The organism is Amylibacter sp. IMCC11727 (assembly GCF_029854195.1).
Classification (GTDB): Bacteria; Pseudomonadota; Alphaproteobacteria; order Rhodobacterales; family Rhodobacteraceae; genus Amylibacter.
Genome location: NZ_CP122960.1, coordinates 1,214,018 through 1,238,593 on the forward strand (window position 1 = coordinate 1,214,018; position 24,576 = coordinate 1,238,593).

Consider the following 24,576-nt stretch of genomic DNA (forward strand, 5'->3'; position numbering starts at 1 on the left):
CCCAATAACGCACACCATATATTGTAAGGAAAGCGGGATTAACCCGTAAACCTTGTGACGGCCCCTAGTGGTGGGGCCTGCAAGAGCAGACAGTTGAGGGCAGCAACATGGCAAGCGTTGAGCAGTATCTTGAGGCATCCGACCTCCATCCGATAGACGTGGTTGAAACTCTGGCCGAGCATTATGACTGGGCGTTTGATCGGGTAGGCGAAGATCAAATCGCGATGGCCATTGAAGGGGCGTGGCGTACCTATTCCATCACGTTGGCGTGGTCCGCCTATGATGAAACGCTGCGAATGATTTGCACCTTTGAAATGGACCCACCCGAAGACCGATTGCCGATACTTTACGAGGCTATGAACCTTGCCAATGATAAATGTTGGGCCGGGGCGTTTTCCCTGTGGAAAGAACAGCGTTTGATGGTCTATCGCTATGGCTTGATGTTGGGTGGCGGCCAGATGGCAGTTCCTGAGCAGATTGACCAAATGCTGAGCGCCGCAGTTGTGGCCTGTGAGCGGTTTTATCCCGCGTTTCAATTGGTAGCATGGGGCAATGAGGCCGCGGAACCCGCGCTCGAAATTGCGATGTCAGAGGCCTATGGCCGCGCCTGATCCGGGCTAGTAGTCGTAGCCTGCGTATCGATTTGGTTTGTCCGCATCCGCGTCTTTGCCAATAAAGGATGCCCAGACTCCCCCTGGCCGCCAAATCCCATCCATTTGCGCCTGTTGCGTGTCTGGATCCAATCCCAATCCTTCGGCGGCGTAGCGATAAAAGAATGCTGAAACCCGCGCGTTATAGATGCAGTGTACGTGCAGTTTTTCCCCAGCATGAGCCTGAAGCGCGGCGACAAAATCTGTGAAATTGGTTTGTGTTGGTGCATCGAAGTCCACAGGGATGTAGGTGTAGCCAAGGCCAAGGTCCGCCAATGTTGCAGGTTCATCATCAAGCGCACCCTTGTTGTGGTGGGGGCCAAGATTGATCACATGCGTCACCCCTAGGGACTTGAGAGAGGCAAATTGTTCTTCGCTCGGTTGGCCAGAAGTGGTGATCCGTGGCGAGAGGATGCGAAAATTCAATATTTCGGTGTTGTGGGTCATGCGCGGGTCTTTGGGCTGAATTTGAGGATGGCTGGAAACCGTAGGAATGCAAAGGAAACCTTGGCTTTGGGGGGGATTCCTTAACAGAGTGTGAATCATGACGCGTCATACAACACGCGTCATAGACAACGCTTCTTAAACAACGCGTCGTGCATGACGCGTCTGAGTTAACGATTTGATAAGGTATTGTTTGGAAAGAGCCTCCGCGGCTGTTTCCAACGCATGTTCCATCGGGGCAGCGGGTTGATTTCCCTTTTGTCATCGCGCAGGGTCGCGGTCGCAACAGGCGCAGATTTTGGAGGAATATCATGTCTTTGGATCGGGTGAACAGCGGCGGCTTGGTGCTGCTTGGCTGTGGCAAAATGGGATCGGCCATGCTGCAAGGCTGGTTGGCTCAAGGGGTAGACCCGAAGGCGGTGGCGATTTTGGACCCGAACCCATCCGACTGGGTCCGTGGATTGCAACAGGAAGGTGTCGCGTTAAACGGAGATCTGCCAAAGGCCCCCGCTGTGTGTATCGTTGCGGTCAAGCCGCAAATGATGGGCGATGCCTTGCCCAGATTGCAAGCGCTTGGCAATGGAACCACCGTATTTATTTCTGTGGCTGCGGGCACGCCGATGTCTGCATTTGAAGCGGTGCTCGGTGCGCAAACCCCGATTATTCGCGCCATGCCAAACACCCCTGCAGCGGTTGGCAAAGGGATTACGGCGCTGATCGGAAACACTCTGATCAGCGAGGCGGATATGACAATGGCTGAAGGATTGTTGCAGGCGGTTGGGCAAACCGTGCGTTTGGATGAAGAAGGGCAGATGGATGCGGTCACCGGTGTGTCTGGATCAGGTCCTGCCTATGTGTTTCATCTGATCGAAACACTGGCAGCAGCAGGTGCGGCGCAGGGATTGCCAGAACCTTTGGCAATGAAATTGGCCAAGGCCACGGTTGCTGGTGCGGGCGTTTTGGCAGAGCAAGCAGATGAAAACCCAAGCCAGTTGCGCATCAATGTGACGTCTCCTGCGGGGACAACGGCGGCCGCCCTTGAGGTGTTGATGGATGCACAAAACGGTTTCCCTGCCCTTTTAAAACGCGGTGTAAAAGCCGCAACAGATCGAAGCAGGGAATTGGGCACATGAGTGATGACATCACATTTGACGACTTTCTAAAGGTTGATATCCGCGTCGGAACCGTGGTTCAGGCCGAGCCTTTTCCCGAGGCGCGCAAACCTGCAATCAAGCTTTGGGTCGATTTTGGCGACGAACTTGGCGTGAAAAAGTCATCTGCCCAGATCACCAAGCATTACACTGTAGAGAGCTTGATCGGGCGTCAGGTGATGGCGGTGGTAAACTTTCCACCCCGTCAAATCGGGCCGATGAAGTCAGAGATTTTGGTGCTGGGCTTGTCCGATTCTGAAGGGGGGATTGTATTGCTGCATCCTGATCAGGATGTGCCCAATGGGGGGCGGATGCACTGATGTGCGGCCATTGACGTTGAGTATTTAAGGACGAAGAAACATGAGCGGATTACCCACAGTTTACATCACGCGGCCTTTGCCAGATGCGGTTCTTGAAGAGGCGCGCAATCATTTTGATGTGACGGTGCGCACGCAAACCCTGCCCATGTCGGATGCAGAAACGGCGGCAGCTTTGGCGGGGTATGATGCGGTTTTGCCAACATTGGGCGATCCTTTGTCGGCGGGGGCCTTTGGCGGAACCATCCGTGCCAAGATGTTGGGGAATTTCGGCGTGGGTTATAACCACATTGATGTGGCCGCAGCGCAAAAGGCGGGCATGGTGGTGTCAAACACGCCAGGTGCCGTTACAGATGCCACTGCGGATATTGCAGTTTTGCTGATGTTGATGACGGCACGCCGCGCATCCATCGGCGAAGCAGCCGTGCGTGATGGCACTTGGGAAGGCTGGTATCCAACGCAATTCCTTGGGTTGCATGTGTCGGGCAAAACGCTGGGCGTGATTGGCATGGGGCGGATTGGCAAAGCGATTGCAAAGCGGTGTCATTATGGGTTTGGCATGGATGTGGTGTTTTACAACCGCTCCCGCGTGGCCGATTGCGGCGTTCCCGCGCGGCAATTGGATACAATCGCCGAAGTGATGTCTGCGGCGGATGTTGTGTCGCTCTCTGTACCTGGTGGCCCGGCGAACCATCATATGATCGGCGCGGCGGAGTTGGCGGCGATGCGCCCGCATGGGGTTTTGGTGAATACGGCACGCGGTGATGTGGTGGATGAGGCTGCGTTGATTGCCGCGCTGCAAAGCGGAGCGATTGGGGGAGCTGGGCTGGATGTGTACGAAAATGAGCCGTCCGTGCCAGAGGCGTTGCGTGCATTACAGAATGTGAGTTTGCTGCCCCATCTTGGTACGGCTGCATTGGAAGTGCGGGTCGGTATGGGCTTGATGGCCGTTGAAAACCTGCGAGCGTTTTTCGCGGGGGAAGATGTGCCAAACGCGGTTAATCCTTAGTAAGGGTCCCGCGATAGGCCGCGATAAGCCCTGTAAGAGGTGTCTTAAACTGTACATCAAAGGTGAATTTGCCCTCTGGGGCAGATTCATAGCTGCGCCCTTGCGGCAAAAGCGCGGTAGGGAGCGGTAGGCCAAAAAACGCCCAGCGGCGTGGGACCAAATCCAGTTCACCGTTTTTTAAAACCAGTGCGAGGGACACCGTGATCGGGCCAAACCGTTCGGTCAACAGGTGGGCGTTGCGTCCGTGGCCTTCTGCTTGGATGGAATGGAATGTTTGACCGCCGAAATTACGTTCCCATTTTTCGGTTCCGTTTTGTGGCGTGAAGGTGACGGTGACGGGGACGTCGCGGCCCGCTTTGGGCAATCTTAAAATCCATGCGGCCAGTTTGGCGAGTGGATTTGACCCTCGGGTCACTGTAGCGGTGCCAGACCATGACTTAATGCCCTTTGGTGTATGCAAATCTCGCAGGGGAGCTGGTAGCTCGTCAAAAGCGGGACCAAGGATGCGATGATAAAGCGGTGCAGTCTCGTGCAGTGTTTCACGGATGCCAGTGGTGATGCTACGACGGGTAAACAGTGCATCGTAGTCGGAAAGTTCGAGGGCATGGGTGGCCGCGCGGGCCCCAGTGGGTGGGAATTTCCCCTTTACCATATTGCGAATGATCGACTCGATCGCCATGGACGGGATCAAAGGGCCATCGTCCCCTTCGGCCAGTAGGTTCCAAGTGCGTTCGACTGGGCCACTGGGTCCTGTGCCTGTGACGCGCACGAACATGCCGCCACGATGTTCACCGAATTTCATCAGGTTCAGGATTTTGTAAAACAGGGGCGCCGCTGAAACGAGGTTTGGCAAGAGCCCACGACCGCGAACTTTGGCAAGGAGATTGAGCATACGATGTAGGATTTCAGGCACAGGTCCCGCGCCCATCCAGATGCTATCGAGGTTGGGATAATCAGGGGGGATGACCTGAAGGTCTGGCACATCCACAAGCGAAAAGTGGATGTTGTAAAGTGGCAGTTCACCAGGGGGCGCGATGGTGGTGCGTCGGCTTTCGGTGAGCCCTTTTGCGGTGGTGCGCGCGCCGTTTCGTGTTAGCGCAATGGGATGCCCTGCGTATCCAACAACCGCGCGCATAACGTTGAGCCCGATCCCTGCATAAGGGGAAGGCGCAATGCCACCAGTGATGGTTTCAACGGTGATGTCCTTGGCCAGTTCGCGCACCACAGCGGCGGTGAGGACAGGGAAAGAAGAGACACCAGAGAGGGCGAAAACCCCGGCGGTTTTGGCCTGTTCATTCAGCGTTGAGAGGCCCGCGACAAAGTCGGACGCATCGGCGAAATCCACGTAAGGCACACCGTGTTCGATTGCGGCGCGGGCCACAAAATAACGATCATCGCCGTAGTTTTGAAACGGACCCGACGCATCGACAATCAAATCAGGTGTGTCGATGCGTAGGTGCTGTGCGATATCTGCCCGATCAAGAAGGACCGGCGTGAGTTTCGATGCCCCTTGGTACGCGTCACAAAATGCCTGTGCTTTGGTCAAGGAACGCCCTGCGATCAGAAGGGAAAGCTCGGGCAAATCCGCAAGCAGTTGTACCAATCGCCCGCCAAAAACGCCGTATCCGCCGAGGATGAGGATTTTCATAGAACTCCCCTTTCAAAAGCAGATTACGCAGATCATATCGTGCAGACGATAGGGCGTTTGGGCGCAGGGTTGAATGATGGGCCATTGAAAAGGCTGGGAAATTTGAATTGAGACCCTGCAAATATGAAGCGTCTAAAAAAGCGTCATATATGAAGCTTCTATTTTAAGCGTCTAAAATGCAGGGTGTTCAAACGGCTTGGCGGCCCTGCACATTACACGATCTAAAGCATCCTGCCAAAAACTTGAATCATTCCCGTAATGCCACCTTTGGCAGGATGCTCAGTGTTGGTTCGCTGCCTTGTCGCGGGCCGTAACAACTGCGTGGCTCGGGATTAACGTTTGGTGCTATTGCGTTGTTGGCTTAAAACCTCTTCCACCCAAGTGGGGACCAGTTGCGTGGCGGGGCCTGTGCGGCTTTCGTCAAATGCACCAGAGCTGGTTTCCAGATTCAGTTCCAGCGTTCGCAGGCCTAGCGCGTTGGCCGATTGCACAAAGCCAGCGGCAGGATAAACCGTGCCAGATGTCCCGATGGAAACAAATAAATCGGCGGTGCGAAGTTTGCTTTCAATGCTATTCATACCTTGGGGGATTTCGCCAAACCATACGATATCGGGGCGCGTGGACGGGGCCGTGCATTTGGGGCAGGGATCTGTGGTGTGCATTTCTGTGGGTGCAGGCCATGTGTGGCCACAGGCCGAACACGTGGCACGATTGAGCGCACCGTGCATGTGCAGCACGTTTTGGCTTCCACCCCGTTCGTGCAGATCATCGACATTCTGGGTGACTATCAGCACGTCACCCGTGTGTTGACGTTCAAGTTTGGCCAGTGCGCGGTGTGCGGCGTTTGGCTCTGCCTGTGCCGCATTTGCGCGACGGGCGTTGTAAAACCGATGCACCAAATCAGGATCAGCGGCGAAGCCTTCGGGGGTTGCCACTTGTTCGATGGGGTATTGTTCCCAAAGCCCGCCTGCATCGCGGAACGTGCCGATGCCGCTTTCGGCGGAAATGCCTGCGCCAGTGAGGATGACTATGCTCATTGTTTGGGCCTGTGTGTATGTGTGGGAAAAGGAGTGTCTAATGACCTACCGTATTCAATTTGTCTGTCTTGGCAACATATGCCGATCCCCCACTGCCGAAGGCGTCATGCGTGGATTGGTAACGCAGGCTGGCGCGGATATTGAGGTAGAGAGTGCGGGGACCAGCGGGTGGCACAATGGCAAGCTGCCAGATGCACGCTCCATGGCAGAGGCAAAGCGGCGAGGGTATGATTTGTCGTCGCAGCGGTCATCTCAGGTGAGCCAGGCGGATTTCGACAGGTTTGATCTGATCATCGGTATGGATCATTCCAACATGGCAAATTTACGCGCCATTGCGCCTTGTGGGGCCAAGGCCGAGATGAAGATGTTGTTGGATTACTTACCCGAACAGCCGCTGCGCGAGGTGCCCGATCCCTATTACGAAGACGGGTTTGATCAGGTGTTTGATCTGATCGAAGCGGCTTGTCGTGCGGTGTTGGCGGATGTAACCGCTAAAGAATAAGGCCGAGCGCGAGGCCGATGACGCCCAAAAGATGGGACAAGATCGTCAGCATCATGCCACCGGCACGAAAGACGAGCGGTTTTTTTTCGCCAAAAAAGTGGATCGCGTGGGCGATGCGGCCCAGAACCAATAAGGCGGCCAAAACCATGGCCGTCGGGGCAGAGTTCATCGCTTCGTTCAAGCCAATTAGGATCAGGCCCAATGGGATTTGTTCGGCTGCGTTCGCATGGCCGCGTATCTTTTTGGCCAAAACAGGATCGCCATTGTCCCCCATTGCGATGCGTTCCTTGCCGCGCTGGAGGCCGATCTGAAAGGTCATAAAGATATACATCGCTCCAAGAATAACAGCGGCAGCGGCGGTCACGTTCAGGGGAAAGTCAGACATATGTGTTTCCTTTGCAGATACAAAAAAGCCGGGGTCGAGCCCCGGCTTTTCTTAAGATGTGTTGGCTTATTCTTGATTGCCGAACAGCTGTAGCAACATCATGAACATGTTGATGAAGTTCAGATACAAGCTGAGCGCACCCATGATGGCGGATTTGCCAAGCCATTCTGTGTCGCCGTGGTGGGCGTGAACAAGGTAAGTGTTTTTGATGTTTTGCGTGTCATAGGCGGTGAGGCCAGCAAACACGAGCACACCAATGATGTTCACAGCAAAAGCCAAGCCATCAGACTGCATCCAGATGTTGAGGATGGACACACCGATGATGCCGATCAGGCCCATAAACAGGAAGCTGCCCCAACCAGAAAGATCTTTCTTGGTGGTGTAGCCCCAAAGGCTGATGGAGGCGAACATGATCGTTGTTGCAAAGAAGATCTGTGCGATTGTGATTTCAGCGAAGACTGCGAAAATCCAAGAGATCGACAAGCCCATGACGGCCGCAAAGGCCCAGAACACGATTTGTGCTGTGCCCATGGACATGCGGTTGATCATGGCAGAAAGGCCAAACACAAAAGCAAGCGGTGCGAACATGATAATCCAGCGGATCGGGCTAGAGTACATGGCCTGAAGCATGCCTGTTGAGAAAATTGCGGTTTCTTCGCCGTTGATCGCGCGGGCAAAGTCTGTGCCCACGAAGTAAGCGACGATACCTGTGATGAACATGGCCACGGACATCAGCCCGTAAACTTTGTTCATGTGCGCGCGCAGCCCAGCGTCGATCTGGGTGGCATCGACACCCACACCTGCATTTGCGCGGCGGACTGTCTCGTATTGTGCCATTTGGTTTTCTCCTTGAAAAAACAGTTAAAACGACAGCCGAACAATTGCCCGACTGTTTCACTAATGAATATCGGCGTGTTCGACCATTTTTTCAAGGTTTTTCGTTGGATTTTCGCGAAACATTTTCCGAAACAAATCTTAACGCAGCCAATGGGTTGGAACGTCCCAAAAGGCGCGATTTGCTTCGTCTTGGGCCTCTGTTGGGGTGCGCCCAATGTCATTTAGACGTTCTGGGGGCAGGTTTTTGAGCGCATGGCGTTCCTGTGCCACGCGTAACATGGCACGCAGTTTGCGTGTGGGGCCTTTCGCGGGGGTTAGACTGCGCAAAATACCAAGAGTCGCGGAAGAAAACATAAGATCGTCCTTTCAGTTTGGCGATGCAAAATGAGTTTCGCATCAAATTTCTTGATATTGGTGTGACACAGGGGTATTCATTTGAAAAACGAATGTTTGTGAAGTTTTACATCAAGGAGCGTGATATGGCGCGAAATCTGGATTTAACCGCATTACGCAGTTTCGTGGCTGTGGCGGACACAGGCGGGGTCACACGGGCGGCGGCGCAGTTACACCTGACGCAATCGGCGGTGTCGATGCAGCTCAAGCGGTTGGAGGAAAGTTTGGGGCAAAGCCTGCTCGACCGATCCAATCGCAGTGTCACGCCAACGGCCCAGGGAGAGTTGTTGTTGAGTTATGGGCGGCGGTTGCTGGCGCTCAATGACGAAGTTTGGACCCGCATGACCGATCAAAAGTTCCAAGGGGAAGTAATCTTTGGCGTACCACATGATATTGTGTACCCGCATATTCCGATGGTTTTGAAGAAATTCTCAAAGGCGTATCCGCGGGTGAAGGTGAACCTCGTGTCGTCTTTCACCTCTGAATTAAAGGCGATGTTCGCCGCAGGGGATTGTGATGTGGTTCTGACCACGGAAACAGGCCGCGATGAGGGGGCGATCAAGCTGACGGATTTGGATCTGGTCTGGTACGGCGCCCCCAATGGCACCGCGTGGAAGGAACGCCCGCTGCGTGTGGCATCGGAAAAACAGTGTATCTTTCGGGCCATTTCGCTCAAGGCGCTGGATGATGCCAATATTGATTGGGAAATGGGTGTGGATACCAGTTCGTCCATGACGGTCGAAGCATCCCTGAGCGCAGATTTGGCAGTTCATGCACGGTTAAAAGGGACGGGGGCGCAGTATCTTGAAGAAATCGACCATGGGGGCGCTTTGCCCGAATTGCCAAAATTTCAGGTCAATATGATGGTGGCTCCCACATCCCAAAGCCTGATTGCGTCTGAATTGGCTGAAATGGTACGAGCGGCCTATTGCAAAGATGTAGACCGCGTGTCGGACGTGCGCTTGGCGGGGTAACGTGGGCTGATCTGGGCGAGCTCGCACGGGCAAAAGGAGCCATCTGTGGTGCAGATAATACAGACAGACCTGCCAAAAGATGCCTTGTTGGCGCGGTATGCGGAGCAGGGGCACACGGATTGTTTTGCTGCCGATGTGGGGCGCGATGTGGTGTTTGCGGACTTTGTTGAAGGGTTTTACACCAGTTGGTTGTTTAAGGTGGAGCGGGTCATCCTTCGGCTGGCAAACCATCCATCGATAGATGCTGAGGCCGTGGAATTGGCGGCGGGTACGCGCGAACAATTTGCGGCGTGGACTGTCGAGGACCGCGTGTCGGATCAGATTTTGATGTGCGATATAAGCGGGCGCACGCGATCTTGGCTGATGGTGGAACCGAGGGGTGGTGGCACGCGGCTGTATTTCGGATCGGCGGTGGTTCCAGATCAAAAAACAGGAAGGATGGGTTTCCTGTTCCGCGCTTTGATGGGGTTTCACAAACTGTATTCGATTTTGTTGCTAAAGACGGCCGCGCGCAATTTGTGAGCCGTGGGGTCACGGTTGGCATTCCACGGATCGGGGATTAACCTAAACTAACCTAACCTGATCGCAACGCAGGACGCCACAATGCTCCAGTTTTCGCTTCTCGATCTGTCGCCAATTCCCGAGGGAAAGACCGAGGCAGATGCTTTGGCCAATACAGTGAAATTGGCGCAGGCGGCGGAGCGGTTTGGCTATCATCGGTATTGGATGGCGGAGCATCACAACATGCCAGGCATCGCCAGTGCAGCCACATCTGTGGTGATCGGGCATGTGGCGGGGGCGACAAACACCATTCGTGTGGGGGCTGGTGGGATCATGCTGCCCAATCATGCGCCGTTGGTGATTGCAGAACAATTTGGCACGCTGGCCACGCTGTATCCTGATCGTATTGATCTGGGGCTTGGGCGAGCGCCTGGTACGGATATGGCCACCGCGCGGGCTCTGCGCCGTCATATGGCCCCAGAAGACAGCTTTCCCCAAGATGTGGCAGAGCTGATCGGATATTTCGGTGACTCGGACGGGGCGCGGGTGCAGGCGATTCCGGGGCGTGGGACGCATGTGCCAGTGTGGATTTTGGGATCAAGCCTGTATGGAGCGCAATTGGCAGCACATTTGGGGCTGCCCTATGCGTTTGCATCGCATTTTGCCCCTGCCATGCTGGAAGAAGCTGCCGAGATTTATCGGCGGTCTTTTCAACCGTCAGATTGGTTGGCACAGCCTTATTTCATGATGGCGGCAGGGGTTTGTGCCGCAGATACGGATGAAGAGGCGGTGCGGTTGCGGTCCTCTCAATTACTGGCGTTTGCGCGGTTGCGTACGGGCGTGCCTGGCAAGTTGCCTTTGCCCGTTGACGATATTGCTGAACACGTTCCAGCCCATGTGCTGGCAGGGGTCAATCAGGCGCTGGGTTGTTCGGCCACAGGATCAAGAGACACCGTGGCCGCACAATTGGCGCAGTTGGTCGATGCGTTTCAGCCAGATGAATTAATGGTAACTGGTATGATCCATGATCCACGCGCACGGGTGCGATCGTTTGAGATTGCGGGGGAGGTGTTGAAGGAGATGGTTGTGGGCGGATGAGGTCTGGAAGGCCGGACAACAAAGGGCGCGAGCTTGTTGACGAACGCCGTAGGGAGCAAAGACGATGTTTGCATTCTTCGCGCTTGTCGTCAGTCTTAAAATGACGGAACCTATTGGTTTAAAGAGAAAACGGATTCAATGTAGTTATGATCGTTCGACTGGCCAAAGAACAAGATCGCAAAAAGTGGGATGCTCTGTTCGAATCCTACTGTGAGTTTGGCGGAGGCGAACAGAAATCTGAAACGAATTATGGCGCCAGGGCAGTTTATGATCGGCACGCCACGAAAAGTAATTGGATCACCTACCACCTGAACACTTGAGCACCGTTACTTCGGTCGCCAAGCGGGCTTTCGTTCATTCCTCCTCGTCATTCCACCGTCACCACAACCTTACCCGTTGCTTTGCGGGTGCGCAGCAGATCTAGCGCTTCGTTGGCTTGATCGAGCGGTAGGACGTTGCTGACGTGGGGTTTGATTTTGCCTGCTTCGTGCCAGTCCAAAAGGGTGGCGAGGCTGTCGCCGAGGACTCTGGGGTTCACGCGTGAGTAGCCGCCCCAGTAATAGCCGATGACTGTCAGGTTTTTGACGAGTAGGTGATTGGCGGGGATTTGGGGCACGGTGCCAGAGGCAAAGCCAAGGGGGATCAAGCGGCCATCGGGGTTGGTGGCCCGCATCGCGGCGGTGAACTGATCGCCGCCCACGGGATCATAGACCACATCCGCGCCGCCAAGCGCTTTGACCGTGGTGCGAATGTCATCGGTTTCCGAATTGATGAGATGATCCGCGCCTGCCTGTTTCGCGATGTCGAGTTTTTCCGCGTTGCGGGCCACGGCGATGACTTCGGCGCCCATGAGTTTCCCAAGCTCAACGGCGGTCAGGCCAACGCCGCCTGATGCACCAAGCACCAATAGGCGTTCACCCGCTTGCATGCGTGCGCGGTAATCAAGCGCGAGGTGAGCTGTGCCATATCCCACAGGAAAGGCCGCTGCGTCGATCATGTCCATGCTGTCTGGGATCGGCAGACAGATATCGGCAGGAATCGCGGCATAGTCTGCTATTCCACCAAATCCTGTATAAGAAATGACCCGCTGACCAACGGAAAGATTGGTCACATCCGAACCGATTTTTTCGATTGTGCCCGACAATTCCATCCCCAGCGTAAAAGGCAGGGGTGGTTTTTCCTGATATGTGCCCTTGAGCAGCAACAGATCGCCAAAATTCAACGCACAGGCGGCCACGCGCACAAGCATCTGATCCGCACCAATATCAGGGGTGGGAATGGTTTGAAGGCTGAGAGGTTGGCCGTGTTCGGTCACTTGCATGGCACGCATTGGAAGGGTCCTTTGTGGGGTTTTCTTAAGGGTCGGCTTTGCTGTTGGCGAAGATGATCGTCAATATTGCAAATATTGAGACTTTATTTTGAGTTTATTTGAATGTTTCTTTGCAAAATGCAAAAATCCGTCAGTGAAATGCAAAAAAATGTCGAACATGTTAAATAACCACCTTTAGATTGTAGGGGAAATGCGATAGGCCTCTTTAGATTAATATCTGTTCGCATTTTCGTACCCGTACGTTCCGTCTGAACTTTGTATGGTCCTATAGCATTCAACAGTACGAATTCTAAAGAGGGACGGGCCCATTTTGTGCCCAAGAAATACGGCTGAGGGGCCGAGCAAGGGAGGAAGACATGAAACATCCAGTGGATATTCATGTGGGAAAGCGCGTGAGACACCGCCGTTGGATGCTGGGCGTCACGCAACAGCAGCTGGGCGATAGTGTTGGCATTAAGTTCCAGCAAATTCAAAAGTACGAAACAGGCATGAACCGCGTCAGCGCATCACGCCTGTGGGACATTGCAGAGGCATTGGATGTGCCTGTCAGCTTTTTCTTTGAAGGATTTGCAAAAGACGACGCAGACACCGAAAGCGTCGTGGCAGATGTAACCGCAAGCAAAGCCCAAGGGGATTTGCTGTCTGACAAAGAAGCGTTGGATTTGGTGCGGTCCTATTACGCTATTCCAGAAAACCAACGGCGCAAGCTGTTTGATCTGGCCCGCGTGCTGAGCGCATCTGATTGATCTGAGCCAGCGAATATGAAACATCGGTTGGGTGATCCCAACCGATGAGGCTTTTCGTGACTCAGAACGCCCCCTTGTCCCAAGACTTGCAAACTGAACTCTTGTCTGTGGCTCATGCCATGGCCGATGCGGCGCGCCCCATTGCGATGCAGTATTTCCGCGCAGATGGGCAGGGCATTGAAAACAAGCTAAAGGGCGATTTTGATCCTGTCACGGTGGCCGATCGGGCCATTGAGCGGGCCATGCGCGATATTTTGGCGGCGCGTCGCCCTGATGACGCGATTCTGGGTGAAGAATACGGTCAAAGTGAAGGCAGCAGCGGGCTCACGTGGGTGTTGGACCCGATTGACGGCACGCGGGGGTACATTTCTGGCACGCCCACTTGGGGTGTTTTGATTGCCGTGGGTGGGGCCGCTGGACCGCAGATCGGGATGATTGATCAGCCGTTTATTCAAGAGCGGTTTGTGGGCGCGCCTGAAGGGGCCAGTTGGCATTTCCGCGAACAGATTAGGCCGTTGGCTGTGCGCTCTTGTGCGGACCTCGCGTCGGCGATTTTGTTCACAACCTTTCCCGAAGTGGGCACGCAAAGCGAACGAGACGCGTTTGAGCGGGTGCGCGACTGTGTGCAGCTGACGCGGTATGGCACGGATTGTTATGCCTATGGTTTGGTGGCTGCGGGGCAGGTGGATTTGGTGATTGAGGCGGGATTAAATGCCTATGACATCCAAGGGCCCATGGCTGTGGTCGAAGCGGCCGGAGGTATTGTCACCGATTGGGAAGGCGGGCCCGTTCACGAGGGTGGGCGTGTTATTGCAGCGGGCGATGCACTGATGCACGCCGCCGCACTAGAACTGCTCAAGGGCTGTGATTAGGGCTGAATACCGCCCCAAATGTTTAGTGTTTCCAAGGAAATGGCCCCTGTCACGATAATCGCGACAAGAGCGGCCCAAATCACCAACGACGCCGCAGTAACGATCAATGCACGTTTGCCCAATTGTGGGTTTGCGGGGGCGGATGGGGATGTGCCAGGCACCACATCGCCTTTTTCTTCTTGGCTCGGTTGATAGAGCGGAAGGACCACAAACAGGGTCATAAACCAGACAACAGCAAATAGGACGAGAGCGGCTCCGATGGTCATTAGACTTGCTCCAACTCTACCAGAGTGCCTGTGAAATCTTTGGGGTGCAGGAACAAGACAGGTTTGCCATGCGCGCCGATTTTTGGTTCGCCAGTTCCAAGCACGCGTGCGCCTGATGCCTGCAATTTGTCACGGGCGGCGATGATATCGTCGACTTCGTAACAAATGTGGTGGATGCAACCTGATGGGTTTTTGTCCAAAAACCCTTGGATCGGGGAGTTTTCACCGAGCGGATAGAGCAGTTCGATTTTGGTGTTGGGCAGTTCGATAAACACCACTGTAACGCCGTGATCTGGTTCGTCTTGGGGTGGATTGACCTTGGCGCCAAGCGTATCGCGGTATTGTGCGCTGGCGGCCTCAAGGTCTGGAACGGCGATGGCAACGTGATTTAAGCGACCGATCATGGCGGGCTCCTTTGTCTGTGTTTGGCCTTGATATGGCGCGAGACAACCCGTTTGGCAACGTGACAAAGGGTGACACCGTGTAGAAACGGATTTTGAATCGCGCGAAACAGCGTTTTAAAACAAATCTTGTTAAAATAGCGGCTTGTTAGGAACCTGTTAGGGTTGTTGTCGTTGCATGAAAGTCTCGCACTCGCTCAGGGAATCAGTTCATGCCACTAGAGACAGACCCTTTTTCTGCCCCCATTTCCAAACGCCGCCCGTTGTTGGGCATTACAATTCTGTTGATCGAAGACAGTCGATTTTGTTCCGAAGCGGTTCGATTGATGACCATGCGCAGCGGGGCGCGGTTGCGCCGTGCGGATTGCGTGCGATCCGCCCATAAACATCTGGCCATGTATCGCCCTGATTTGGTGATTGTTGATCTGGGATTGCCCGATGGCAATGGGTTTGAATTGATCGCAGAACTTGTGGATCAAGATCTGTCCGTATTGGCGATCAGCGGAACCGTTTCCGAAGACACCCGCGCAAAAGTTATGGCGGTTGGGGCGGTGGGGTTTCTGCCAAAGCCCATTGGAAACATGAAACAATTTCAAGATGTCATCCTCGCGAGCCTACAAGGAACCGCCAGTGTTCCAGGCTTTGTGCCGTCGGTTGTGGATGCTGCGCCCGATTTGGATCAACAGGCGCTGTTGGATGATCTGGATCACATTCGCGATGTATTGGAAGAGGCATTGCCGAACGCCGACATGAGCAAAGTGACCTATTGCGCCCAATTTGTCGCCAGCATTGCGCGCACGGCGCAGGATCAAGAATTGATCAATGGTGCGGCGGCGTTTTTTCAAAACATGGAACAGGGCACTGCCACGATGCGCACGGGTAAAACCATGCTGGATTTGGTTCAAAAACGACTGGCGCGCATGCCACGCACGGTCACGGGTCGATCAAACGTTGCCTAAAGCCGCCGTTTGATTTCCCGTTCAAAGACAAAGAGCGACGAAACTTTGGTCATGGTGTCGGTTTAAGGATGGTTCTTTGAAGCAGAATCGCCGTTAATACGGCCCATGAAAACCGTAGAAAATCATCTGCGCGGCATTGGTATGCCTGCGCAAACAGGTTTGGCCGAAGGCGATATTACCGCTGATGCCAGCCTCGTCACTGCCTTGTTGGCCCATTGTCCCGTTCACGCGAAAACACCTTTGGTGGATTGTCCTGAACTGGCGGCGGACCTGGGTATCAAATCGCTGCATATCAAAGATGAACGCAATCGCATGCAGGTTGGCAGTTTCAAGGCGCTTGGCGCGGCATTTTCCATTGCCAAAGCGGCCCATAAGAAAATTGGCGATGCGATTGCTGATCCTGCGGTGGCGAAAACGGCCTTGAACGGCACCGTTTTTGTGACTTCGAGCGCGGGCAACCATGGTGTATCCGTTGCTGCTGGGGCCAATGTGTTTGGGGCCAAAGCGGTCATTTACCTGTCCGTGCATGTGCCATCTGGGTTTGCGGATCGGTTGCGGGCCATGGGCGCGCAGGTGGAAATTGCAGGTGATGATTACGAGGCCAGTATGGCCGCGGCTATGCAAGCCGCCGTCGACAACGGCTGGACCTTGCTGTCTGACAGCACATGGGTCGAAGACACCACAGGGCGCGATATCATGGAAGGGTATCTCGCGTTGTGTGAAGAAATGATCGACCAATACGGCGACGCGCCAAGCCATATGTTTTTACAAGCGGGTGTCGGTGGTTTGGCCTCTGCTGCGGCGGTGGCCGCACGCAAAGCTTGGGGGGATGGGCCGCATATCACGGTGGTGGAACCCACAGCCGCCCCTGCGTTGCAGGCCAGTATTGAGCAGGAAAAACCAGCCCTTACCGTTGGTCCGCCGTCTAATATGGGCCGTTTGGATTGCAAAGAACCATCCCATTTGGCACTGAAGGCGCTGGCGCGGGATGCAGATGCGTTTTTGACCCTGGATGACGATTACGTTGCCACGGAAATAGCGCGATTAGCGCCGTTTGATCTGGCCACCTCCCCATCGGGGGGGGCTGGGTTTGCGGCAACCGTTGCAATGGCAAGTGAACTGGGACCAGATGCACGGGTTCTCTTGGTGCTGTCAGAAGGCCCATCGGATGACTGATTTTCCTGCCGCAGAGTTTGGGGCGCGTCTCGCGCGTGCCCAAGCCGCGATGGCGGCGCAGGGGTTTGATGCGCTGTTGCTGAACACCGAAGCCGAAGTGCGGTATTTCACGGGATTTCGCAGCCTGTTTTGGCAAAGCCCGACGCGACCTTGGTTTGTGATTGTACCCCAATCGGGTGAGCTGATCGCGGTGATCCCGTCCATTGGGGCCGAATTGATGGGGCGGATGTGGGTAAATGACATCCGCACATGGCCCAGCCCACGGGGGGAAGACGAAGGTGTCAGCCTGTTGATCGAGGCGCTGGGCGGTTTTGATCGCATCGGTGTGCCGATGGGGGAAGAGGCGAGCCTGCGCATGAGCCTGACAGATTTTCGCAATGTCGAAGCGGGGATAAAAGGGCGGTTTGAAGATTGTTCGAGCCTGATCAAAGCCCTGCGCACGGTGAAATCCGCTGCGGAAATCGACGTGCATCGCAAGATTTGCCGTATCGGTTCGAACGCCTTTGCGCGGTTGCCCGATGTGGCGGGCGCAGGTGATCCGCTGGCCGAGGTGTTTCGCAAGTTTAAAATAACGCTGCTGGAAGAGGGGGCAGAGGATGTGCCTTATCTTGTCGGGGGCGCAGGTCAGGGCGGATATGGCGATGTGATTTCGCCGCCCGATTATACGCCGCTGGTGGACGGGGATGTGTTGATGCTTGACACAGGGTCCACGCTGCAGGGGTATTTCTGCGATTTTGACCGCAATTTCGCGGTTGGCCATGCCGTGCCTGACGCGCAAGCAGCGCACCAAAAATTGTGGGATGCGACCGAAGCAGGGCTTGAGGCCGCGCGGCCAGGTGTGACCTGTTCTGAATTGTTCACTGCCATGTCCAAGGTTCTGGGCGGGGCGTCAGATATCGGGCGGATCGGACATGGTTTGGGGATGCAGTTGACGGAATGGCCGTCCATCGCGGCCCATGACCATACGGAACTAAAAGCGGGGATGGTGATGACCTTGGAGCCATCTTTGATGATTGATGAGACGCGCATGATGGTGGTGGAGGAAAACATTCTGATCACCGAGGGTGCGCCCGAACTGCTGACCACGCGGGTCAGCCGAGATTTGGTGGTGATCTGATGGCACAGGCGTTTGAAACGGACACAGGGTTTGGCGGCGCTGGGCCGCTGGGGTTAATTGTGTTGACCACAGATGAAACGATGGAGCCTGAACTGGCGTCTGTTTTTGGACCAAGTCGCGTTCCTGTCTATCACAGCCGCATCCATTTTGAGGAAGAGGTCAGCCCAGAAACGCTCGGCCAGATGGAACAGGATTTGCCTGCCTCTGCGGGGATGCTGTCGCAAAATGTGGCGTTTGGGGCGATTGGTTATGGCTGTACGTCAGGTGCGACGGTGATCGGGCCTGAAAAGATTGCGCGCCTTGTGAACGGGGTGCATGCGGATGTGCCTGTGACAAATCCGATTTCGGCGGTGGTGGCCGCGTGTCGTGCGCTCCATGCGAAAAAGATCGGGTTTTTGACACCCTATGTGGCGGATGTTTCGGCGATGATGCGGCAGTTGTTGGAACGTGAAGGGTTTGAAATCGCCGATTTCCTGTCGTTTGAAGAAGGCCGCGACAGCGTTGTGGCGCGGATTTCCGAAGCATCCACCTTGGACGCGATCAAAAAGGTCGGGGCGAGCGATTGCGATGTGGTGTTTGCGTCCTGCACGAACCTGCGCGCCTTTGGGATCATCGAAGAGGCCGAAGCGGCCATAGGCAAGCCCGTGATATCAAGCAATTCGGCGCTGGCGTGGCATATGGCAAAACTGGCGGGCAAAGAGGTGCGCGGGCCTGGTCGACTATTTGCGGTTTAGGGGCGTGTTGCTGGGGCGGGTTTTGGATATTTGGACCAAGAAAAAGGCGTGATAGGCGCGATTACCCGTGCCTTTGCGCATTTCGCGGGTTTTCCTTGGGCGCGGCCGAGGCTAGATAGTCCTGAACATTAAATTTTCGGGACGACGACCATGCCGATGGAAAAGAATTTTGATGCCGCGCGTGCGGAAGCTGCCATTTTTAAGAAATGGGAGGATGCTGGCGCGTTTCGGGCGGGAGCGAACAAATCCCGTGATGAAAGTTTCACGATTATGATCCCGCCGCCCAATGTGACGGGGGCGCTGCATGTGGGCCATGCGTTTAACAACACGCTGCAAGATATCATGGTGCGCTGGCATCGGATGCGTGGCTTTGACACGCTGTGGCAGCCAGGCCAGGACCACGCGGGGATTGCCACACAGTTGCAGGTGGAAAAGCAACTGGCGGCAGACCAATTGCCCACTCGGGCTGAGATGGGACGCGAGGCGTTTCTTGAGAAGGTTTGGGCGTGGAAAGAGGAAAAAGGCGGCACGATTATTTCTCAGCTGAAACGCCTTGGGGCGTCTGCGGATTGGGAGCGCAATGCGTTCACTATGGATGAGAATTTCCATGATGCGGTGCTGAAGGTGTTTGTAGACCTATATAACAAAGGTCTGATTTATCGCGGCAAACGGCTGGTGAACTGGGACCCGCATTTTGAGACGGCGATTTCTGATCTTGAGGTGGAGAACATAGAGATCGACGGGCATATGTGGCACTTTAAATACCCGTTGGCGGGGGGTGAAACCTATGAATACGTGGAAAAAGACGAGGACGGGAATGAGACCCTGCGCGAAACGCGGGATTACATTTCCATTGCCACCACGCGGCCTGAAACCATGCTCGGCGATGGGGCGGTAGCGGTTTACACCAAGGATGAACGTTATGCGCCATTGGTTGGCAAGCTGTGCGAAATTCCTGTTGGGCCGAAAGAACATCGCCGTTTGATCCCGATTATTGTGGATGAGTATCCTGATCCTGATTTTGGGTCTGGCGCGGTGAAGATCACGGGCGCGCATGACGCGAATGATTATGGCGTGGCGAAGCGCAATAACATTCCGCTCTATCGGTTGATGGATACCAAGGCGCAGATGCGTGATGATGGTGGCCCCTATGCGGAAGCGGCGGCTAAGGCTAAGGCGATTGCTGAGGGCGCGGAATTTACCGAAGCTGAGGTTGAGCAGATCAATCTGGTGCCTGATGCGTACCGCGGAATGGATCGGTTTGAGGCGCGCAAGGCGGTGATCGCGGACATTGATGCCGAAGGCTTGATGATCGAAGTGGAAGACAAGAAGATCATGCAGCCGTTTTGTGATCGCTCCAAGGTCGTGATGGAGCCGATGCTGACGGACCAGTGGTATGTGGATGCGGCCAAGCTGGCGGTGCCTGCGCTCGAAAAAGTGAAGGACGGGACCGTTCGGATTCTGCCCGAGCGGGACACGAAGGTGTATTACCACTGGATGGAGAACATCGAGCCGTGGTGTATCTCGCGCCAGTTGTGGTGGGGACATCAGATACCGGTTTGGTATGGGCCTGCACTGACCCGACTTGAAGGCGGTGGGTGGCAACATGACTACGGTAATCCAGTTATGTTTTGTGCGCCATCGTTCGAAGAAGCGGTTTCTCAGGCAAAGACAAAGTATCAAGCGAGCGGTCAGAAGTTCGAAATCGTTGGAGAAGCAGTAGATTGGGTCGACTCACAAGAGAAGAGTCTTTTAGCCACGGATAGCACCTCTCGCTTTTTCCTTTGGCGCGACCCTGACGTCCTCGACACATGGTTCTCTTCTGGTCTTTGGCCTATCGGGACGCTCGGTTGGCCGAATGAGACTGAGGAGCTGGAGCGATATTTCCCGACCTCTACGCTGATCACGGGTGCGGATATTCTGTTCTTCTGGGTGGCGCGGATGATGATGATGCAGTTGGAGGTGGTCGACGAAGTTCCGTTTGATACCATCTACTTGCACAGCCTCGTGCGCGACGAGAAGGGCGTGAAAATGTCCAAGACGCTGGGCAATGTTGTGGATCCGCTGGATTTGGTGGATGAGTTTGGCGCGGATGCGTTGCGCTTTACCATGACGTCTATGGCGGCGCTGGGTGGGACGTTGAAGCTGTCTAAGGATCGTGTGAAGGGGAACCGCAATTTCGGCACCAAGCTGTGGAACGCTGCGCGGTTTGCGGAGTTTAATGAGGCGTCCCCTGTTGAGGGGTTCGACCCTGCATCCGTTGAGCAGACGTTGAACAAATGGATCGTGGGCGAGACCGCTAAAGTGCGTGAAGTGGTTGATACGGCGTTGGAACAGTATCGGTTTAATGACGCGGCCAACGGGCTTTATGCTTTTGTTTGGGGCAAGGTTTGCGATTGGTATGTGGAGCTGTCCAAGCCGTTGTTGCAGGGCGATGATGCGGCGGCGGTGGCCGAAACCAAGGCGACGTTGTCTTGGGTTTTGGACCAGTGTTTGATCCTGCTGCACCCGATCATGCCATTCATCACCGAACAACTGTGGGGTGATATTGCAGAGCGTCAGAAGATGCTGATCCATGCGGATTGGCCGACCTATGGCGCCGAGCTGGTAGATGCGGATGCGGACCGCGAAATGAATTGGGTTGTGAGCCTGATTGAGCAAATCCGATCTGTTCGCACTGAAATGCGCGTGAATGCTGGGGCGAAAATTCCGATGGTTCAGTTGGCGTTGGATGATGCTGGCAAGGGCGCGATGGAACGCAATCTGCCGATGATCATGCGTCTGGGGCGAATTGAAGCTGTCACCACAGCGGATGAAGCACCAAAGGGGGCTGTTACCTTGCCAGTGGAAGGTGGGTCGTTCTGCCTGCCGTTGGCCGATGTGATCGACATCGAAGAGGAAAAGGCCCGTCTGCAGAAAGGTATGGACAAGCTGACCAAAGAAATCGGTGGGCTGACAGGCAAGCTGGCGAATGAAAAGTTTGTGGCCAATGCGCCCGAAGCCGTGGTTGCAGAGAACCGCGAACGATTGGAAGCGGCTGGGGTTGAGCTGGATACGCTCAAGGCGGCGTTTGATCGGGTTGCTGCGCTGGGGTAATTCCAATCCGAATTGATTTAAAGAGGCGCTTTCGAGCGCCTTTTTTTGTTTTGGGACTGCTCAAAAAAAAGCCCCAGCACAAGGCTGGGGTGAAAGTGGGCTGCGAGCAGTCATGCAGCCGAGGCAGGGGTGGGACGAGCAGGTCCCACCGGACAAAACTTAGGTCAGGTTCGGGTCCCGTGGGACCAAGGCGCCAGAGTGCGGGTCAAAGCGCAGTGTTAGGATAGGACGGCCATCTTCGACTGGGGCCGCGTGGATCATGTTGTACTCGCGCAGATCGAGGACCGTTTTAGGGCGATGCAAACGCTTTGAGTGGTTCAGGTACTCGGTGGATTTGATCGGTGTCATTTCAATGTTCCTTGTCAGTTGGTGACACAATATATGGTATGTGGCAAAATTATGACGACAAGGGGTTGTGGGTAACATTTTTGAGATATCACATAAGTTATTGAAAATAAACAATTTTAATGTGAAATTAAATTATTTACCTTGATAAGCGTACATCTTGTGGGTGTGTAACGCGATTTGAAAAGACACCACTAGGGTGACTATTTGTTATGTTAACTGTCTGATTTGGCGGTGAGAATTGACCGAAATTTCTGCCGATTCCTAGCGCACCAACTTATCAATGGCCCGCATTCCGCCGAGCGCCTTGTCGTAAACCAGCGTCAAAATGCGACGCGGGGCGGGGGATTTCGCAACCTGTGGAATGGCACGCACGGATGCCACCGCGGCGGTGGTTGCAAGAAATGTTCGACGTGTGAGCATGATGGCCCCCTTTGATGCTTGTAACAGAGATGGGGAGTGGTGGCCCGATTTCAAGGTTTGCTGCCTCTTGAAGGGGCGCAACGGATGGTGTTGAAAGGGGCTAAGAGCATTGCAAAAGGAACATAGAATGGCAGGACCCGTGTACACAGATTTGGTGGCAGGATTGCCTGCGACCGTGCCATTTGTTGGCCCAGAAACGCAGGAACGGGCCCGTGGGCGCGGGTTTTCTGCGCGCTTGGGGGCCAATGAGAATGTGTTTGGGCCAAGTCCTTTGGCGATTGCGGCCATGGCGGATGCAGCGGCAGATGTATGGCAATACGGCGATCCAGAGAATTTCGACCTGAAGCAGGCGCTGGCGACCCATCATCGAGTCGGCATGGAAAACATCGTTGTGGGCGAAGGCATTGACGGTTTGCTGGGCTATCTGTGCCGCATGGTGGTAGAGCCGGGCGTAAAGGTTGTGACGTCTGAAGGGGCCTATCCCACATTCAATTTTCACGTGGCCGGGTTTGGCGGCGAGCTGGTAACAGTACCCTATGACGGAGATTACGAAGATCCCGTGGCGGTGATGCAAAAAGCCGCCCAAGTGGGTGCGCGGTTGGTGTATTTGGCCAATCCTGACAATCCCATGGGCACGGTGCATTCTGCCGAGGTGATCGAAGCGGCAATTGCGGCAGTCCCTGACGGGTGTTTGTTTGTTCTGGATGAGGCCTATGTCGAATTTGCGCCTGATGGTCATGCGCCCAAGCTGGATATTGATGATCCGCGTGTGATCCGAATGCGCACGTTTTCAAAGGCCTATGGCATGGCGGGAACGCGTGTGGGCTATGCCATTGGGCATGAGGACGTGATCACAGGTTTTAACAAAATCCGCAATCATTTTGGTGTGTCGCGGATCAGCCAAGCGGGCGCGTTGGCGGCGTTAAAAGATCAGGCGCATCTGCGCAATACAGTGGCCGCTGTGGCCGCTGGCCGTAAGCGAATTGCAATGATCGCCGAAGAACAAGGATTGTCTGTTGTGCCGTCCGCGACCAATTTTGTTGCGATTGATTGCGGGCAGGACGGTGTCTTTGCCAAGGCGGTTCTGGATCAGTTGATTGCACGCGACATTTTTGTGCGTATGCCATTTGTGGAACCGCAAAACAGGTGCATTCGGGTGTCGGTCGGCCAGCAGGCGGATTTATCCTTGCTTGAGCTGCAATTCCCACTGGCGCTTGAAGCGGCGTCTGAAGGCTAGGTTATAAGATCGTCGTGAGCATCGCGAGCGCGGCGATTTCCGCGATTTGCTGACAACCGCCGAGCACATCGCCTGTGTACCCTTCAATGCGCCGCCATGCGAGCCAGCACAGCGGCAGACAGGCAAGGATCATCACAATCAGCATAGGAAGAGCCAAGAGGCCAATGCTGATGACACACAGAATAACGGTGAGCAGGGTTGCTATAATGGCAATAGGAGCCGTGACGAGCCCAACAGTAGCCGCGAGCCCGTCTGGCCGTGACAGGGGCATACCGTACATCACCAAAACCATTGGCAGGCGCGATGCCGTGCCAACTGCCACAAAAGCCCACAGCCAATCCACCGTAATCACCGCATCATACCCCGACCAGCGGGCCAGCAGCGTTACACCCAGTGCCGCCGCACCAAAAGCACCGATGCGGCTGTCCTTCATAATCTCGAGCCGTTTTTTCAATGTGGTGCCGCCACCAAGCCCATCTGCACAATCAGATAGTCCATCTTCGTGCAATGCACCTGTCAGCAGCATCAACGTGCCAAGCGCCACAGCCGCAGCGATTCCCGTTTGCACGCCAAAGGCCGCAAGAGACAAGGCAATGACACCCGCAATAAGCCCGAGAACCGCACCCACAAAGGGATAGGCCCAAGCGGCCCGCGCAGCCCGTTCGCCCGTTTTGGCGTGATCGACGGGCAGGGGCAGGCGGGTCAACAGAGTAAATGCAGCAGGGATGTCGATGGGTTGTACATCTAATTGGGTCAGCCAGTTCTTTGTTTTATCCATAATCTGTCCCTTTTGGCGCCAATGGTTGGCTTGTGTCGTGCAAGGTGCAAAAGCCTTCGCGAATCTGATTTCCCTGCTTTGAATTTATGGGTAAAGACGGGGTCAAACAATGATACTTCTGTGCCCGAACGCGCGCACAGTCAAAGGGAC

At 54.9% G+C, this 24,576-nt stretch carries 28 protein-coding genes; 16 read left to right on the top strand and 12 right to left on the bottom strand.

Going from position 1 to position 24,576, the window contains the following annotated elements; all coding sequences use genetic code 11:
• Nucleotides 1-107: 107 nt before the first annotated feature.
• Entirely contained in the window at nucleotides 108-611 is a 504-nt protein-coding gene (locus QBD29_RS06265; protein ID WP_280100453.1) for a YbjN domain-containing protein, read from the top strand.
• 6 nt (nucleotides 612-617) lie between these two features.
• On the opposite strand, the gene QBD29_RS06270 is transcribed toward QBD29_RS06265, so the two are convergent.
• Complete coding sequence (locus QBD29_RS06270; RefSeq protein ID WP_280100454.1) at nucleotides 618-1,097, bottom strand: protein tyrosine phosphatase family protein; 480 nt, start codon at nucleotides 1,095-1,097, stop codon at nucleotides 618-620.
• Between the two features lie 308 nt (nucleotides 1,098-1,405).
• Between QBD29_RS06270 and proC the strand changes: the two genes are divergently transcribed.
• From proC to QBD29_RS06285, 3 genes are read left to right on the top strand one after another with little or no spacing between them, the layout of a single operon-like run.
• Nucleotides 1,406-2,227: a pyrroline-5-carboxylate reductase gene (proC, locus tag QBD29_RS06275; RefSeq protein WP_280100455.1), complete on the top strand. Its 822-nt coding sequence runs from the start codon at nucleotides 1,406-1,408 to the stop codon at nucleotides 2,225-2,227.
• Nucleotides 2,224-2,565 carry a tRNA-binding protein gene (locus QBD29_RS06280; RefSeq protein ID WP_280100456.1) on the top strand — a complete coding sequence of 114 codons (342 nt, stop codon included), beginning with the start codon at nucleotides 2,224-2,226 and terminating at the stop codon, nucleotides 2,563-2,565. The genes proC and QBD29_RS06280 overlap by 4 nt, the downstream gene beginning before the upstream one ends.
• A 40-nt stretch (nucleotides 2,566-2,605) precedes the next feature.
• Complete coding sequence (locus tag QBD29_RS06285; protein WP_280100457.1) at nucleotides 2,606-3,571, top strand: D-glycerate dehydrogenase; 966 nt, start codon at nucleotides 2,606-2,608, stop codon at nucleotides 3,569-3,571.
• Here QBD29_RS06285 and QBD29_RS06290 read toward each other — a convergent pair.
• Entirely contained in the window at nucleotides 3,561-5,219 is a 1,659-nt protein-coding gene (locus tag QBD29_RS06290) for an SDR family oxidoreductase (protein WP_280100458.1), read from the bottom strand. The genes QBD29_RS06285 and QBD29_RS06290 overlap by 11 nt on opposite strands.
• Nucleotides 5,220-5,551: 332 nt before the next feature.
• Nucleotides 5,552-6,256 (bottom strand): NAD-dependent deacylase, encoded by a 705-nt coding sequence (locus QBD29_RS06295; protein ID WP_280100459.1) that lies wholly within the window; start codon nucleotides 6,254-6,256, stop codon nucleotides 5,552-5,554.
• A gap of 40 nt (nucleotides 6,257-6,296) precedes the next feature.
• On the opposite strand from QBD29_RS06295, the gene QBD29_RS06300 reads away from it, so the two are divergent.
• Nucleotides 6,297-6,758, top strand: a complete 462-nt coding sequence (locus tag QBD29_RS06300) for a low molecular weight protein-tyrosine-phosphatase (RefSeq protein ID WP_280100460.1) — start codon at nucleotides 6,297-6,299, stop codon at nucleotides 6,756-6,758.
• On the opposite strand, the gene QBD29_RS06305 is transcribed toward QBD29_RS06300, so the two are convergent.
• The 3 genes from QBD29_RS06305 to QBD29_RS06315 form a co-directional block, all read right to left on the bottom strand.
• A complete protein-coding gene (locus QBD29_RS06305; protein WP_280100461.1) occupies nucleotides 6,748-7,143 on the bottom strand; it encodes an MAPEG family protein in 396 nt (131 codons plus the stop codon). The genes QBD29_RS06300 and QBD29_RS06305 overlap by 11 nt on opposite strands.
• 66 nt (nucleotides 7,144-7,209) lie before the next feature.
• On the bottom strand, nucleotides 7,210-7,980 hold the full coding sequence (locus QBD29_RS06310; protein WP_280100462.1) for a Bax inhibitor-1/YccA family protein: 771 nt from the start codon (nucleotides 7,978-7,980) through the stop codon (nucleotides 7,210-7,212).
• Nucleotides 7,981-8,118: 138 nt separating this feature from the next.
• Complete coding sequence (locus QBD29_RS06315; protein WP_280100463.1) at nucleotides 8,119-8,334, bottom strand: hypothetical protein; 216 nt, start codon at nucleotides 8,332-8,334, stop codon at nucleotides 8,119-8,121.
• Between the two features lie 125 nt (nucleotides 8,335-8,459).
• Between QBD29_RS06315 and QBD29_RS06320 the strand changes: the two genes are divergently transcribed.
• The 3 genes from QBD29_RS06320 to QBD29_RS06330 all read left to right on the top strand — a co-directional run bounded on the left by QBD29_RS06320 (nucleotide 8,460) and on the right by QBD29_RS06330 (nucleotide 10,946).
• Nucleotides 8,460-9,347 carry a LysR family transcriptional regulator gene (locus QBD29_RS06320; RefSeq protein ID WP_280100464.1) on the top strand — a complete coding sequence of 296 codons (888 nt, stop codon included), beginning with the start codon at nucleotides 8,460-8,462 and terminating at the stop codon, nucleotides 9,345-9,347.
• 45 nt (nucleotides 9,348-9,392) lie between these two features.
• Nucleotides 9,393-9,869 (top strand): hypothetical protein, encoded by a 477-nt coding sequence (locus QBD29_RS06325; protein WP_280100465.1) that lies wholly within the window; start codon nucleotides 9,393-9,395, stop codon nucleotides 9,867-9,869.
• An 81-nt stretch (nucleotides 9,870-9,950) separates the two neighbouring features.
• Entirely contained in the window at nucleotides 9,951-10,946 is a 996-nt protein-coding gene (locus QBD29_RS06330) for an LLM class flavin-dependent oxidoreductase (protein WP_280100466.1), read from the top strand.
• 367 nt (nucleotides 10,947-11,313) lie between these two features.
• On the opposite strand, the gene QBD29_RS06335 is transcribed toward QBD29_RS06330, so the two are convergent.
• The gene (locus QBD29_RS06335) at nucleotides 11,314-12,276 is read right to left on the bottom strand and encodes an NADPH:quinone oxidoreductase family protein (protein ID WP_280100467.1); all 963 of its coding nucleotides are present in this window, start codon (nucleotides 12,274-12,276) and stop codon (nucleotides 11,314-11,316) included.
• A gap of 356 nt (nucleotides 12,277-12,632) precedes the next feature.
• Here QBD29_RS06335 and QBD29_RS06340 point away from each other — a divergent pair, with 356 nt between their 5' ends.
• Together QBD29_RS06340 and hisN are read left to right on the top strand one after the other, a co-directional pair.
• The gene (locus QBD29_RS06340) at nucleotides 12,633-13,022 is read left to right on the top strand and encodes a helix-turn-helix transcriptional regulator (protein ID WP_280100468.1); all 390 of its coding nucleotides are present in this window, start codon (nucleotides 12,633-12,635) and stop codon (nucleotides 13,020-13,022) included.
• 56 nt (nucleotides 13,023-13,078) lie between these two features.
• Nucleotides 13,079-13,894: a histidinol-phosphatase gene (hisN, locus tag QBD29_RS06345; protein ID WP_280100469.1), complete on the top strand. Its 816-nt coding sequence runs from the start codon at nucleotides 13,079-13,081 to the stop codon at nucleotides 13,892-13,894.
• Here hisN and QBD29_RS06350 read toward each other — a convergent pair.
• Complete coding sequence (locus QBD29_RS06350) at nucleotides 13,891-14,160, bottom strand: DUF1467 family protein (protein WP_280100470.1); 270 nt, start codon at nucleotides 14,158-14,160, stop codon at nucleotides 13,891-13,893. The genes hisN and QBD29_RS06350 overlap by 4 nt on opposite strands.
• Nucleotides 14,160-14,564, bottom strand: a complete 405-nt coding sequence (gene mce / locus QBD29_RS06355; protein ID WP_280100471.1) for a methylmalonyl-CoA epimerase — start codon at nucleotides 14,562-14,564, stop codon at nucleotides 14,160-14,162. Before mce ends, QBD29_RS06350 begins: the two co-directional genes overlap by 1 nt.
• A gap of 209 nt (nucleotides 14,565-14,773) precedes the next feature.
• Between mce and QBD29_RS06360 the strand changes: the two genes are divergently transcribed.
• The 5 genes from QBD29_RS06360 to QBD29_RS06380 all read left to right on the top strand — a co-directional run bounded on the left by QBD29_RS06360 (nucleotide 14,774) and on the right by QBD29_RS06380 (nucleotide 21,643).
• A complete protein-coding gene (locus tag QBD29_RS06360) occupies nucleotides 14,774-15,520 on the top strand; it encodes a response regulator (protein WP_280100472.1) in 747 nt (248 codons plus the stop codon).
• Nucleotides 15,521-15,625: 105 nt separating this feature from the next.
• A complete protein-coding gene (locus QBD29_RS06365) occupies nucleotides 15,626-16,696 on the top strand; it encodes a pyridoxal-phosphate dependent enzyme (RefSeq protein ID WP_280100473.1) in 1,071 nt (356 codons plus the stop codon).
• Complete coding sequence (locus QBD29_RS06370; protein WP_280100474.1) at nucleotides 16,689-17,813, top strand: Xaa-Pro peptidase family protein; 1,125 nt, start codon at nucleotides 16,689-16,691, stop codon at nucleotides 17,811-17,813. Before QBD29_RS06365 ends, QBD29_RS06370 begins: the two co-directional genes overlap by 8 nt.
• Nucleotides 17,813-18,547, top strand: a complete 735-nt coding sequence (locus QBD29_RS06375; protein ID WP_280100475.1) for an aspartate/glutamate racemase family protein — start codon at nucleotides 17,813-17,815, stop codon at nucleotides 18,545-18,547. Before QBD29_RS06370 ends, QBD29_RS06375 begins: the two co-directional genes overlap by 1 nt.
• A 150-nt stretch (nucleotides 18,548-18,697) precedes the next feature.
• Entirely contained in the window at nucleotides 18,698-21,643 is a 2,946-nt protein-coding gene (locus tag QBD29_RS06380) for a valine--tRNA ligase (RefSeq protein ID WP_280100476.1), read from the top strand.
• Between the two features lie 159 nt (nucleotides 21,644-21,802).
• Here the strand turns inward: QBD29_RS06380 and QBD29_RS06385 are convergent, their stop codons facing one another.
• Together QBD29_RS06385 and QBD29_RS06390 are read right to left on the bottom strand one after the other, a co-directional pair.
• On the bottom strand, nucleotides 21,803-21,991 hold the full coding sequence (locus QBD29_RS06385; RefSeq protein ID WP_280100477.1) for a hypothetical protein: 189 nt from the start codon (nucleotides 21,989-21,991) through the stop codon (nucleotides 21,803-21,805).
• Nucleotides 21,992-22,252: 261 nt separating this feature from the next.
• Complete coding sequence (locus QBD29_RS06390; protein ID WP_280100478.1) at nucleotides 22,253-22,411, bottom strand: Tat pathway signal protein; 159 nt, start codon at nucleotides 22,409-22,411, stop codon at nucleotides 22,253-22,255.
• Between the two features lie 127 nt (nucleotides 22,412-22,538).
• Here QBD29_RS06390 and QBD29_RS06395 point away from each other — a divergent pair, with 127 nt between their 5' ends.
• On the top strand, nucleotides 22,539-23,648 hold the full coding sequence (locus tag QBD29_RS06395) for a pyridoxal phosphate-dependent aminotransferase (protein WP_280100479.1): 1,110 nt from the start codon (nucleotides 22,539-22,541) through the stop codon (nucleotides 23,646-23,648).
• 1 nt (nucleotide 23,649) lies between these two features.
• Here QBD29_RS06395 and QBD29_RS06400 read toward each other — a convergent pair whose 3' ends face one another.
• Nucleotides 23,650-24,426 (bottom strand): adenosylcobinamide-GDP ribazoletransferase, encoded by a 777-nt coding sequence (locus tag QBD29_RS06400; protein WP_280100480.1) that lies wholly within the window; start codon nucleotides 24,424-24,426, stop codon nucleotides 23,650-23,652.
• Nucleotides 24,427-24,576: the final 150 nt, after the last annotated feature.

Excerpts from the sequence above, each read along its gene's own strand:
- QBD29_RS06265 (WP_280100453.1), top strand. The coding sequence starts at position 108 with ATGGCAAGCGTTGAGCAGTATCTTGAGGCATCCGACCTCCATCCGATA.
- QBD29_RS06270 (WP_280100454.1), bottom strand. The coding sequence starts at position 1,097 with ATGACCCACAACACCGAAATATTGAATTTTCGCATCCTCTCGCCACGG.
- proC (WP_280100455.1), top strand. The coding sequence starts at position 1,406 with ATGTCTTTGGATCGGGTGAACAGCGGCGGCTTGGTGCTGCTTGGCTGT.
- QBD29_RS06280 (WP_280100456.1), top strand. The coding sequence starts at position 2,224 with ATGAGTGATGACATCACATTTGACGACTTTCTAAAGGTTGATATCCGC.
- QBD29_RS06285 (WP_280100457.1), top strand. The coding sequence starts at position 2,606 with ATGAGCGGATTACCCACAGTTTACATCACGCGGCCTTTGCCAGATGCG.
- QBD29_RS06290 (WP_280100458.1), bottom strand. The coding sequence starts at position 5,219 with ATGAAAATCCTCATCCTCGGCGGATACGGCGTTTTTGGCGGGCGATTG.
- QBD29_RS06295 (WP_280100459.1), bottom strand. The coding sequence starts at position 6,256 with ATGAGCATAGTCATCCTCACTGGCGCAGGCATTTCCGCCGAAAGCGGC.
- QBD29_RS06300 (WP_280100460.1), top strand. The coding sequence starts at position 6,297 with ATGACCTACCGTATTCAATTTGTCTGTCTTGGCAACATATGCCGATCC.
- QBD29_RS06305 (WP_280100461.1), bottom strand. The coding sequence starts at position 7,143 with ATGTCTGACTTTCCCCTGAACGTGACCGCCGCTGCCGCTGTTATTCTT.
- QBD29_RS06310 (WP_280100462.1), bottom strand. The coding sequence starts at position 7,980 with ATGGCACAATACGAGACAGTCCGCCGCGCAAATGCAGGTGTGGGTGTC.
- QBD29_RS06315 (WP_280100463.1), bottom strand. The coding sequence starts at position 8,334 with ATGTTTTCTTCCGCGACTCTTGGTATTTTGCGCAGTCTAACCCCCGCG.
- QBD29_RS06320 (WP_280100464.1), top strand. The coding sequence starts at position 8,460 with ATGGCGCGAAATCTGGATTTAACCGCATTACGCAGTTTCGTGGCTGTG.
- QBD29_RS06330 (WP_280100466.1), top strand. The coding sequence starts at position 9,951 with ATGCTCCAGTTTTCGCTTCTCGATCTGTCGCCAATTCCCGAGGGAAAG.
- QBD29_RS06335 (WP_280100467.1), bottom strand. The coding sequence starts at position 12,276 with ATGCGTGCCATGCAAGTGACCGAACACGGCCAACCTCTCAGCCTTCAA.
- QBD29_RS06340 (WP_280100468.1), top strand. The coding sequence starts at position 12,633 with ATGAAACATCCAGTGGATATTCATGTGGGAAAGCGCGTGAGACACCGC.
- QBD29_RS06350 (WP_280100470.1), bottom strand. The coding sequence starts at position 14,160 with ATGACCATCGGAGCCGCTCTCGTCCTATTTGCTGTTGTCTGGTTTATG.
- mce (WP_280100471.1), bottom strand. The coding sequence starts at position 14,564 with ATGATCGGTCGCTTAAATCACGTTGCCATCGCCGTTCCAGACCTTGAG.
- QBD29_RS06360 (WP_280100472.1), top strand. The coding sequence starts at position 14,774 with ATGCCACTAGAGACAGACCCTTTTTCTGCCCCCATTTCCAAACGCCGC.
- QBD29_RS06365 (WP_280100473.1), top strand. The coding sequence starts at position 15,626 with ATGAAAACCGTAGAAAATCATCTGCGCGGCATTGGTATGCCTGCGCAA.
- QBD29_RS06370 (WP_280100474.1), top strand. The coding sequence starts at position 16,689 with ATGACTGATTTTCCTGCCGCAGAGTTTGGGGCGCGTCTCGCGCGTGCC.
- QBD29_RS06375 (WP_280100475.1), top strand. The coding sequence starts at position 17,813 with ATGGCACAGGCGTTTGAAACGGACACAGGGTTTGGCGGCGCTGGGCCG.
- QBD29_RS06380 (WP_280100476.1), top strand. The coding sequence starts at position 18,698 with ATGCCGATGGAAAAGAATTTTGATGCCGCGCGTGCGGAAGCTGCCATT.
- QBD29_RS06385 (WP_280100477.1), bottom strand. The coding sequence starts at position 21,991 with ATGACACCGATCAAATCCACCGAGTACCTGAACCACTCAAAGCGTTTG.
- QBD29_RS06390 (WP_280100478.1), bottom strand. The coding sequence starts at position 22,411 with ATGCTCACACGTCGAACATTTCTTGCAACCACCGCCGCGGTGGCATCC.
- QBD29_RS06395 (WP_280100479.1), top strand. The coding sequence starts at position 22,539 with ATGGCAGGACCCGTGTACACAGATTTGGTGGCAGGATTGCCTGCGACC.
- QBD29_RS06400 (WP_280100480.1), bottom strand. The coding sequence starts at position 24,426 with ATGGATAAAACAAAGAACTGGCTGACCCAATTAGATGTACAACCCATC.